This window comes from Candidatus Thermoplasmatota archaeon (assembly GCA_029907305.1).
Taxonomy (GTDB): Archaea; Thermoplasmatota; E2; order DHVEG-1; family DHVEG-1; genus JARYMC01.
Genome location: JARYMC010000048.1, coordinates 1 through 11,607, shown reverse-complemented (window position 1 = coordinate 11,607; position 11,607 = coordinate 1). Strand labels below are relative to the sequence as shown.

The window sequence follows — 11,607 nt, the reverse complement described above, 5'->3', positions numbered from 1 at the left end:
TACCTGGCTCAGTATCTGTTTCACCATCAAACCAACCACTATCACAGTTTAATGAATACATAACTGGGTACATTCTACCATTTGTTAATGTTGGTATGTGTGTTGTATCAAATTTTGGATTAGACCAGCCAGTGTATGAATAACCATCATTTTGTGATGCTCCATGGTCACGGTGATTAGCAATTATTGTACCATTATTAATAGCACTGATTACTCCTGATGTTGATCCAGGTGGATTTCCTCCCTGGTATTGTCTATTACAATTATACCCTAAGGGAGTAAGAAAATTATAGATTCTATCTGATGTGTATATGAAATATCTGCCTGCTTCGTTGTATGCAGCAAGAAGAATATCATCAAACCAGTTTACATCCATGTATGGTGTTTTACTATAATCAAGGATTTTATTTACAACAACAGTAAGCTCCTCCTCATTATCAACCGATATTCTTCCTTCGTGAATCTCGGGTAGATAATCAGTGCCATCAATTGCTACATACCATAGATCTGTACCTGTTTTGGTACCATGGTATGGGTGATTATAAAGGTAATTTACAGGTACATGATCAGCATCACCAACAATCAGCAGAAAAGATGGTGGCAGTTCCCAGTTGGTATAAGCGTTAGACATATAGTTACGTAGATCCGCTGCTGTTGTTCCAATATCTGACCATTTAACAACCTTTGTCTCAATACCTGTTTGATGTCTCCATTCTGCTAAAGGGAGGATTTCTTCATAGAACGGGTCATATACAACTATTAGTAGATCAGCTCGATCGTTATTTCTTGATGGAGCAGGGTTATTGGGTGCTGCTCTTTCAATCATGTTGGAGTTAATTATAAAAGCATCAAAAATTGGTTGGAAGTATATCGATCTATAACGTGCTGGTATGAACTCTCCGGTTCCTCCAACGAACTCTATACCGATGTTAACTACTTTATAAAACTTTAATGTTCTAGAAAAAGGATTATACACAAATGGATAAACAGAAACCCGTACTATTCTACACCCACGCATGATCATAACTGGGCTAACATCTACTACAGATTCTGGGTAATACTCGTCCTTGTTGTAGAAACTATCGTTGATTGTAAAAGGTGGATCAATAAAACCATCTTTGTCAGGTTTTGGAGGCTGAGATGGTAGAATATAATGGTCTTTGAAAATCTTGTAATCAGATAAAACATAGTTTAGGTTGATTTCTGCCTCTTGAGGTACTGCTACATAAAAACTGATAACAGGGAGTTCTACTTTACCATATTCTGATGTATATCCACTGTTTTTTATTATAAGGCGGTCAAAAACATTATCTTCTATCTCGATTGTATCAAATTTGTAGATGTTTGTTGATAGTTTTAAGTTTAATCCTGAGCGATCAGATTTAGTTACTAGTAGTTCGTAATCTTTTGTTATACTACGTTTTTCTACTCCTGTTACCGTGGTTAAAGAGCTTAATGATAAAATAGCAGCGATTAATATTATCCCAAGCCTCAAAATTAGTTTTTTATTATTTTTCATATCATCCCTCAAATTTTTTTCCTCAAGTTAATTTTTATGTGTTTTTACAATTTTTTTTGTAAATGGTCCCCCCTGCATAGTAGCAGGAGGATGGTTCAACATTACGTTTTTATTATTTTTTTTATGAAATGTTTTGTTTTATCCTAAGGATTTTTAGGATCATGTTTTCATTTGATTGATGGTCGAGTGGCATTGTGACCGCTAGTGGCTCTGACCAGTCACTTTCTTCACCATAGGTGTCCCTTGCTTTTACTTTGATTTGGTATGTTCCTTTTTCACTCCATGTATGGGTTGCGGTGGCGGTTTCACTTGAGTTATATGGTCCTATCCAGTCGCTGAAGTTTCCATCACCCCAGTACCATTTGTAGAACACCTGGTTTTCATCTGGGTCTGTTGTTGATGTAGTGTATGTGTATTGTACTCCTGTTTTTCCATTTGCTGGTCCTGTTGGTCTCTGTGGTGTATTTGGTGGAGTGTTAGTTATAACTGTTATCTGTGCCATGTAGTTTATTTTGTTGAAAGCTGTTACTACCAGATCTAATGGTTCCTCACCAGTTATAGGCTGATCAAACTCTATCATCGCATATCCTGTAGAATCAGTGTATGCATATCCTAAAAGCTCGTAGTTGCGTGAAATTGCGCATAATGCGCCTTCTACGTCGGTGACAGTTATTTCAAATGTTGTGGTTTCTTGTTTAATCTCTGAGTCATGTAAAACACTCATATCAGCTGGTGTATCTGTACGTACTTGTACTGAGGGGTCACCAAAGACAGTCCATGCATCTGTTTCAGCCCATCCTGATGAACCGTACTTATCATTCATGGACATGCAACCATTGAAGCATAATGCACCAAATGTTGTTTTTTTGTTATCCGGAATTCCAACAAGTAGGTTGATGAATTCATCTTGTGCTTCCATCGGTGGATCCCAGCTCTGGCTTTTTGATGACATAAAGTTTGCGATCGAACCAGTTGGTTCACCATTATGTGTTGCTCGCATCCATGCTTCTGCAAAACAAGTGTAAGAATCAAACTGTCCGTTGTTACAAGCAACAGAAGTGATGAATGGGAGCATGTTATCATTTGTTAAAGCATTAACATCTGTGTTACTAAACCCGCTTGTACCCCAGGATGTTGGTGAACCATGCCCACAGTAGTTGATGATGCTTCGTCCGTCGTTTACGGCAGTAGCTACCATGGCAGGTGTTGGGTTACCAGGTGCATCTCCACCACCCTGGCTTCCATCGTAGAGTTCATCAACAAAAGTGTATGTGAATTTGAGGAGTAACGTGCGAATATTACGTATATGTTGATAGTCCATTTCGTTGTCATCACCAGGTCCCTGAGAAGAGGCGATCCCTACTCCTTTTTTGTACCACTCTGCATCAATTTGGGGATCACGTTCATATTCTATAGTTCTCTCTACCTGTGTATCCACTTGTTGAGTGTTTTCTGCAGAGAAACGTCCAACAAAGAGGTCAGGGTAATGATCGTTACCAACTATGTACGAGTAACTCGGGTCAGAAGCACTACCACCAGCGTATAGGGTTGGTACTTGTGCAGCATCTCCAACTAGTAAAACAAAGGTTAATCCCGTTGAGTTGTAGTAATCTTTTATATATTGTTTTATGGCGTTAGCATTTCCTATCTCTGAAACTTTTACCATTTCAGTTGGAATGCCTTTCATGTTTTTCCATTCTACAAAAGGAACCATGTTGTCCCAGAAGTTATCATAAGTTACAATCAGCATGTTTCCTTGTTCTTCAACAGGGGTATAACGACCTAGTTTGTTGAAGTTTATGAAATGACGTTCATATATTTGTTTAAAGTCAGTTTGGATTTTAGCTGGTAGGTTGTTACGGTAGATTGAGTTGATGTCGTTGTTTCCATCTTGATAAACCTCCACGGTTATATCGTAATAAAAGCGTAGGGTTTTCTTAACAGGGTTATATTGGAATGGATATATTTTTACAACCTGCCCACGGAAATCCCTCAGGATGTATGGTTGTTCTAGTTCAGCTATATTTCTTGGGTACCAGCAATCTGTATTGTATATTTCACCAAATTCGTATGGTAAATCATCTGGGTTTACTGTTCTTGGCAGGTTGCCTTTTGATGGTGCGACAAGAATGTTTTCATAGTCTTTATATAAATAGGATTTAACCTTTATTTTCATCTGGGCTGTATCAGGTATTATTATGCTTCGGCAGATGTTTGGTAGATCTGGTTCACCTTTTACAAGTATGTTGGATTCTTTATTTATGAGAATGCGTAAATATTCTTTGTCATCTATTTTCACTGGTATTTTATTGAAACTGTTTATTGTGTATCTGATTTCAACAGGGTAACCGTTTGTTAGAACCTGTATCTTGATAGGTTCTGATGATAACGTATTTGTTTTGGTTTCTATAGATGTTCCAATAGCGGTTCCTATAAACAACAGCGTTATACCAAAAATAAGTATCTTTCTAGATAGTTTTTTCATATTTTTTACCACCCCAAAGTTAACGATTGATAATGATTTGTTGTTTATAAATATATGGCTATTTTTAAAAAGAAGTTTTTTAGGAGAGATTAGGGTGGGTCGAGGTCCGAAGAGGTTAGCTTCGAGAAATAGTCCCGCCTCAATCCCTCTCTAAAACAAGCCAACATATATGTGTTTTTAAAGCTTACCACCATTTATCGACAATTGTCTAATATTTTTACAACAAGCAAATTCCTATTTTAGTTTATGTTCAGAAAAAACAAAGTTTTTTTAACAGAGATTTTTAAATAATAGTAAAAGATTACGTATGTTAACAAGTAGCCTAGAGCGGAGAGGAAAAATTAATGAATAAAGAAGAAAGATGTGTATTAACAAGTGTAATTGAAACAGAAATGGAGATACTAAAAAGACATATTCATATACTGAAAGTGTTACAAGAAAACCAGCCGATTGGAATAATAAAAATATCAGAACTCACAAAATATCCCCAACACATGGTGAGATACTCTTTAAGAATACTTGAACAAGATGGGATTATAGAACCATCACCACACGGGGCAGTAACAACAGATAAAGCAGTAAAGATTGAGGCGACACTTAAAAAGGCGTTAAAAAGAATCAGCGAAACAGCAGATGAAATGATGAAAACACTTGGATAGAAAAAATTACATATAAGCAAAATATTTATTCAAAATAGTTTATTTCGCCGCGGTAACTCAGTAGGGAGAGTGCACGGCTGAAGACCGTGATGTCGAGGGTTCAATTCCCTCCTGCGGCATCTACTTTTATCAAGATTGGTTAAGAAAAAAATAACTCAAACAAATATTAATTTTAAATTTTCATCTTTTTGAAGGCATAAGTTCCTATTAGAATCATGATAATCGCAAAGAGAGTTACGATCATAAAATCAAAAGTTAGAGAAAACTGGGATTTTCCAAGTAGCATTCCGCGGGCGGCATCAACAGCATAGGTTACTGGATTCACCAAGATAAAAGGGGAAAGCCAACTGGGTAGTCTATCAAGAGGGAACAATGCTCCAGAGAGAAAGAACATTGGGAATATTAGGAAACTCCCAATTAATTGAAACCCTTCTGGGCTTTCCATTTGAGATCCGATAATTAAACCGATACTTACTAGCCCAACAGTTGTAATAAATAGTATTACCATAGAACTAAAAACAGACAAAAAATTCATTTGAAGCCCAGGCATTATTCCGATGTTCATAAATGCAAAACCAATAACTAGCAGGATGAAAATCTGGATTAGCGTATCAGTAGATCCACCAAGGATTTTTCCAACGAATATAGATGTTCGTCTCATCGGTGCAACGAGCACTTCTTTCATGAAATCGATTTTTTTATCCCAGACGATGTAAACTCCGAAGAAAACCGAAGAAAATAAGGCAGTTTGAATTAGAATGCCAGGGAAAATAAAAGTTTGATAATTAATGCCACTGAAAATACCGGTGAAAGAAACTGCGGATCCAAGTCCACCACCAATAATAAGAAGCCACAAAATTGGGTTAACAATCGATGAAACAACTCTAGATCGTTCTCTCTGGAATACTTTGAATTCCCTGTACCAGAGCGCATAAATACCTTTTAATTCGCTCATTTCCTAGACCTCATATTCATAGCTTTATCAGCCCAACTACCTTCAGGTGAACCTTCTCTTATCCCTCTTCCAGTATAATGCAAAAACACATCATCTAATGTGGGCGTACGAATCTCAACAGAATCCACTTTCCCTGCAATCCTCAGAATCTCTTGCAGATGCTTGTTTGCATCTTCAACTGTTAAACACAACTCACCATCACATCCGCTTACTTTCTTCACGTATTTCAAATTTTTAAAAATATTTTCATCAAGGTTTTCAGCCTTTAATCTAACAATATCACCACCTAAGCTTTTTTTCAACTCTTTCGGAGTACCCATCACAACAATCTTACCACAATCAATTATTGCCAACCTGTTACAAAGCTTATCAGCCTCCTCCATATAATGCGTGGTGATTATGATGGTCATCTTTTTTTCTTTAGCGAGCTTTTCTATATACTTCCAGATAACATCCCGTGATTGAGGATCAAGACCAAGGGTCGGCTCATCTAAAAATAAAACCTTTGGATGATGCATGAGTCCTCTGGCAAGCTCAAGTCTTCTCCTCATACCGCCAGAATATTTTTTAACCAGATCATCTTTTCTACTAGTGAGATCAACGAGCTCAAGAACCTCTTTTATTCTCTGTTCTCTTAGATCATTTGGCATATCATAAAGCCAACCATGAAGCTTCAGATTCTCATAGCCGGTTAATATTTCATCAGAACTAGGATCTTGGAAAACTATTCCTATTGATTTTCTAACTTTATCTGGTTGTTTAATAATATCAAAATTATTGACAGTTGCAGTTCCAGATGTTGGCTGCTTCAAAGTTGTAAGCATAAGAAGAGTGGTAGTTTTTCCAGCTCCGTTTGGGCCAAGAAGCCCGAATATCTCACCATCCTGTATTTTAAGGTTAAGATTATCTACCGCATTTAGATCATTGTATTTTTTTGTCAAGTTTTTTGTTTCTATAACATACATAAAAACTCCCTACCAAATAACTATTTCAAATCACTTCACTTCTTTCTTATGCGGAAGCCCATATCATACAAGAACTATTAGAAAATTTTGTAAAAGAAAGTTAATTTAATTATTTTTCTTCATTGTCTATTCCTTATTTTATCATAACACCCTTTACAAATGAGACCATGAACCCTATGGTTATAAAGATCACAAACAGGGAAAATCTTTCTACATTGGCTGCAACGCCTTTTACTCTCACTTTTACTACACATAAATACCAAAAAACAATAGACGTTAATAAAATCATCTAAAATAATATAACAACTTCTCTTATAATATTCTCCAAAATCTTATATACCAAATATTGTTTACTATCAAACGGGATGCAAAGCATAACCCACTAAAGATAGAGGGTTAATGCTAAAAAATGATGGGAAGGGATGTGATCTGTACATTAAAGAAATTCAGATAGAAAATTTCAAATCATTTGGAAATAAACTCACGATACCATTTTTCCCGGGTTTCACAGCAATAACCGGTCCAAACGGTGCTGGGAAAAGCAACATAGCTGATGCAGTACTTTTTGTGTTAGGTCCTAAAAGCTCAAAAGTTATGAGAGCAGGTAGATTAACTGATTTGATTTTCAATGGTGGGAAAAAGCACAAAAACCCGGCAAAATATTGTAAGGTATCATTAGTTTTTGATAACGCAGAGAGGAAATTACCTGTTGAGTCAGATGAGGTAACACTTACAAGAATGATCAAGAGAGCTCCACTAAAAGACAACCCTGATAATTACTATAGTTATTTTTACATAAATGATCGTGCAGCTTCTTTCTCGGATTTCGTTAACCTACTAGAACATGCTCGTATATCAGGGGATGGCTACAATATTGTGAAACAAGGGGATGTGACCAACTTGATAGAGATGGGTTCTGTTGACAGGAGAAGAATAATAGATGATATAGCGGGAATTAGCGCCTTTGATGAGGATATTAAAAAAGCGGAAAAAGAACAACAGGAGGTGGACAGTAATTTAGAACGTATAAGCATCATACTAGGTGAGATATCAAGCCAGATAAGACAGTTAAAAAATGATAGAGATAGTGCCTATAGGTATAAGGAACTGAAGGATAAACTATATGAAACAAAAGCAAAAATAGCTGTAAAAAAGAAACAGGAGATAGAGGCACAGATAGCGGAGATAACCCAGCAGATACAATCATATGACGCTGAAAAAACCAAGTTAGAAGAAAAAAGCAAAGAATTAAGAGAAGAATATGCAGAAGCCCAGAGGAAACTAGAGGAAATAGAAGAAAAAATCGGAGAAGTTGGTGGAGACGAGGTAAAAGAAATTAAAACAAAAATAGACTTGACTAGGGCTGAGGAAATAAAAATAGATGAGAGGATTAATTACTCAAATGACGAGATTAAATCACTACAGAATGAGGAAAAAGAGCTCAAGAACAATTTAGAGTTAATAGAAAAAGAGTTGGAGGAGTATAATCAACAAAAAGAAGAGTCAAACAAAAAACTTGAGGAAAAACAAGCTGAGCTGAAACAAAAAGAAACAGAGCTTAATGATTTGAAGGAGAACATAGCGAAATCAGATGATAAATCAATGGATTTAACCAAGGAACTTATAAAGATGCGTGAAGAATATAATGAAAAACAAAGCATAGTTCATGAGCTTAAACTTAGGTCTGATAGGATTAATGAGAAAATTGGTGCATTGGATCTGCAGATAGCTGAGATGCAGGAAAACAAATCAACCTATGAGTTTGAGTTGAAGGATATTGATTGGCAGATAAGTGAAATTGGGAAAGAACATCATGAAAAAACTAGAAAAACGAAGGATATTGAGAAAAAGATTTTTGATAAAAAGAAGCGTGAGGCGGAGATCACAGAGGAGTTAGGTGAGTTAGAAAATGTTATACGGTCGCTTCAGCGTGAGCAATCGAAACTACAAGCGGAGTATGATGCTATACAATCTGTTCAGGGTAAATATAATCAGGCTGTTAACGAGATTTTAAAAGCAAGGGATAATGGTTTATTGAATGGTATTCATGGTACTATAGCTGAGTTGGCGAAGGTTGATGAAAAATATGCTGTAGCTATGGAGGTTGCAGCTGGGGCTAGGATGCAATCTATAGTGGTTGATGACGATGAGACAGCGGCAAAGGCTATACAGTTTTTACAAAAAGAGAACCTTGGTAGAGCAACTTTCTTGCCTTTGAATAAGATGGTTGCTGGTAAACCACGTGGTAAGGCGTTGATGGTTGTTAAGGATCCTAAATCTCATGGTTTCGCGATGGATGTTGTTAAATTCAAAAATGAGTATGAGGGTGCATTTTGGTATGTTTTTGGTGACACGATAATTGTTGATAGTCTGAATGATGCTAAGCGTCTGATGGGTGGTGTCCGTCTGGTGGATCTCAAGGGTTCTTTGATAGAGGCAACGGGTGCTATGATAGGTGGTAGTGTGCCGAAGACGAGGTTATCTTTTAGTGGTGTTGATAGAGCAAAACTAGATGAGATAACCCATAAACTACAAACAGCTATACAAAACCAGGAGCAGTTGTCCAAAGAGTTCACAGATCTGAAGAAAGAAATCTTGGAGTTGGAGAACAGCCTTGGTGGTTTTAGAACTGAGATTGATGTTGATACGCAGGCTAAAAACCTTGAGGTACGTAAAAAAGAGTTCAAAGGTAAACTGGATGTTTTGCTGAAAGACCTTGAAGCAAAAAACATGGAGAAGCAAGAACTGGAAAATGAGAAAAACAACATTGTTTCAGAAATTGAGAAACATGAAAAACGTATAAAAGAATTAGACAAGATAAAAGAGGAAAAGGGTAGCTTGTTGTTGAAGGGGACGAAGAAGGAGTTAGCCCAGCAGGCACGAGCTTTGGAGAAAGAGGTATCAACGCTGCAGGAATCTTCTTTAAGTTTACGTTCTGAGCTAGATGCTCTTGAGAAAAAAATAGAGTTGCTTAATGATAGAAAAAATGAGGTTTCCATAAAAATAGAATCAATTAATAACGAGGTGGAAAAACTAAAAACCTCTGTTAAAGAGTTGAAGGAATCTAAATCAAAGTATCATGATGAGCTAAAGGCTTTGATGAATGTAGAAGAGCAGATATCAGGTAAAATCAAAGGTTTAGCTAATGAGCGGGATAAACTTTACAAACATAAAGTATCGGTTGAGAACGAGCTTGATAAGATTAATACACGTATTGAATCCTATATTGATCTTAGGTCACGTGCTGAATATCGTTTGCCAACACTTGAGGAGTCAATAAAGGAGATAGAACAAGAACTTAAACTATATAATGTTGAAATCAAAGACAAAAAACTGCCGAACTTGGAGGCGTTAAAAGATGCTGTAAACAGTATAGAGGCTAGTATGAAAGAACTAGAACCAGTTAACATGCGGGCTTTGGAGGAGTATGAGCATCAGCTTGAGAGGAAAAATAAACTTGATGAGGATGTTAAACACTTAAAAGATCAGAAGAAAAACCTGGTGAAACTTGTATCTGAGATTACAGCAAAAAAGAAAGATAGGTTTTTTGAAGTATTTGATGTTATAAACAAAAACTTTAAGGAGATGTACGCGCAGCTATCAGAGGGTGGGGAGGCGGAGTTGCAGCTGGAAGACCCTGAGAACCTTTTTGAAAGTGGTTTGACGATAAAGGCGAGACCAAGGGGTAAAAAAGTCCTACTCTTATCTGCTTTGTCTGGTGGAGAAAAAAGTATTGCATCACTAGCTTTTATATTCGCTATACAAAGATATGACCCAAGCCCGTTCTATGTCCTTGATGAGGTTGATATGTTTTTGGATGGTGTTAACGCGGAGATTGTGTCAAAGATGATTAAAAACCAGTCAGAGTACTCGCAGTTCATAATGGTTTCACTGCGTAAAGTGGTTTTGAAAGAGGCAAACCATGTTTATGGTGTAACAATGAAAGAAACAGGTGTGTCTGAGATGATAGGGAACATAGACCCAGAGATAGTTGGACCAAAAGGTGAGATAAACCTGTTTGAAGGAGGACAGTTACGTGCAACAGTCTAAACTAGTTGACACAGAGGTGATAAACCATCTGCTATTCCATAAATCACTCATAGATGAGAAAGATGATGCATCAAGGATAAACTACTACGTTGATCTACTACAGAAGACCAACGAGGGTGAACATGTAACAATGGAAAACCCTTTTGATCGATCTATAGCAATAGCATTTGAGTTGGTTATGAGAAATCATCTAAACCCATGGGACATAGACCTAGTAAGTTTCTCAACCATGTACCTGAAACGTGCAAAAGAAGAGAAAATCGATCTTATAACAGCAGGTCGTATAATCTATATGGCATGGAAGGTGCTCAAGCTGCAAAGCGACAACCTTGTTGTAACAATGGAGGCGCAACAAAAACAAGAAGAACAACCATTTGGTTGGGAGGATATGCCAACAAGTATATGGGATAACCTAGATGATTACTCATACACAAACCTTATATTGAAAAACCCGGAGCCGCCGCTGGTAGAACCACTTAGGAGAAACGCGCAGAGGAAAGTTACACTAATAGAACTATTAGATGCATTCAACCAGGTGAGAAAAGAATCAGAGGAGTACCAGCTACTAGAGCAACAGCGGCAGGAGGAGAGAAATAGAATAGCGTTGTTGGCACGTAAACACATGGTTGGAACAGCACATGAAGACCACATTGAAGAAGATGTTATGACGGTATGGCAGAAAATCAAGAAGCACCCGAACAAAACGATGACGTTACAAGAACTATGCGGTAAGAAAAAAGACAAAGAAGAGCTTATAAAAATCTTTGTATCAATACTTTTCCTAGCATACGATAACAAGATAACCGTTTACCAGCAGAAATTCCCATATGGAAAGATTTTTATTAAAAATATAGGATACACATAAAATGGGGAAAAAATAGATGGGTTTAAAAGAAAGAAAATTGGTGGAATCGGTACTATTCTCAGCAGGAAAACCAGTATCCATAGAGGAGATACAAGAGGCGACAAGGCTT

At 37.0% G+C, this 11,607-nt stretch carries 7 protein-coding genes and 1 tRNA gene; 4 read left to right on the top strand and 4 right to left on the bottom strand.

The window, feature by feature from the left end:
* Together QHH19_04690 and QHH19_04685 are read right to left on the bottom strand one after the other, a co-directional pair.
* Nucleotides 1-1,519 (bottom strand): C25 family cysteine peptidase (locus tag QHH19_04690; GenBank protein MDH7517621.1); only part of this gene is annotated, 1,519 nt, incomplete at its 3' end.
* A gap of 121 nt (nt 1,520-1,640) precedes the next feature.
* On the bottom strand, nt 1,641-4,004 hold the full coding sequence (locus QHH19_04685; GenBank protein ID MDH7517620.1) for a C25 family cysteine peptidase: 2,364 nt from the start codon (nt 4,002-4,004) through the stop codon (nt 1,641-1,643).
* Between the two features lie 344 nt (nt 4,005-4,348).
* On the opposite strand from QHH19_04685, the gene QHH19_04680 reads away from it, so the two are divergent.
* Together QHH19_04680 and QHH19_04675 are read left to right on the top strand one after the other, a co-directional pair.
* Nucleotides 4,349-4,663 carry a winged helix-turn-helix transcriptional regulator gene (locus QHH19_04680; GenBank protein ID MDH7517619.1) on the top strand — a complete coding sequence of 105 codons (315 nt, stop codon included), beginning with the start codon at nt 4,349-4,351 and terminating at the stop codon, nt 4,661-4,663.
* Nucleotides 4,664-4,709: 46 nt separating this feature from the next.
* Nucleotides 4,710-4,782: transfer RNA gene (locus QHH19_04675), tRNA-Phe, on the top strand.
* Between the two features lie 53 nt (nt 4,783-4,835).
* Here the strand turns inward: QHH19_04675 and QHH19_04670 are convergent.
* Nucleotides 4,836-5,618 (bottom strand): ABC transporter permease, encoded by a 783-nt coding sequence (locus QHH19_04670; protein MDH7517618.1) that lies wholly within the window; start codon nt 5,616-5,618, stop codon nt 4,836-4,838.
* Nucleotides 5,615-6,583, bottom strand: coding sequence for an ATP-binding cassette domain-containing protein (locus tag QHH19_04665; GenBank protein ID MDH7517617.1), 969 nt, complete (start codon nt 6,581-6,583; stop codon nt 5,615-5,617). The genes QHH19_04670 and QHH19_04665 overlap by 4 nt, the downstream gene beginning before the upstream one ends.
* Before the next feature lie 399 nt (nt 6,584-6,982).
* On the opposite strand from QHH19_04665, the gene smc reads away from it, so the two are divergent.
* Together smc and QHH19_04655 are read left to right on the top strand one after the other, a co-directional pair.
* A complete protein-coding gene (gene smc / locus QHH19_04660) occupies nt 6,983-10,633 on the top strand; it encodes a chromosome segregation protein SMC (protein ID MDH7517616.1) in 3,651 nt (1,216 codons plus the stop codon).
* Nucleotides 10,620-11,498 carry a segregation/condensation protein A gene (locus QHH19_04655; GenBank protein ID MDH7517615.1) on the top strand — a complete coding sequence of 293 codons (879 nt, stop codon included), beginning with the start codon at nt 10,620-10,622 and terminating at the stop codon, nt 11,496-11,498. The genes smc and QHH19_04655 overlap by 14 nt, the downstream gene beginning before the upstream one ends.
* The last annotated feature ends 109 nt before the right edge of the window (nt 11,499-11,607 follow it).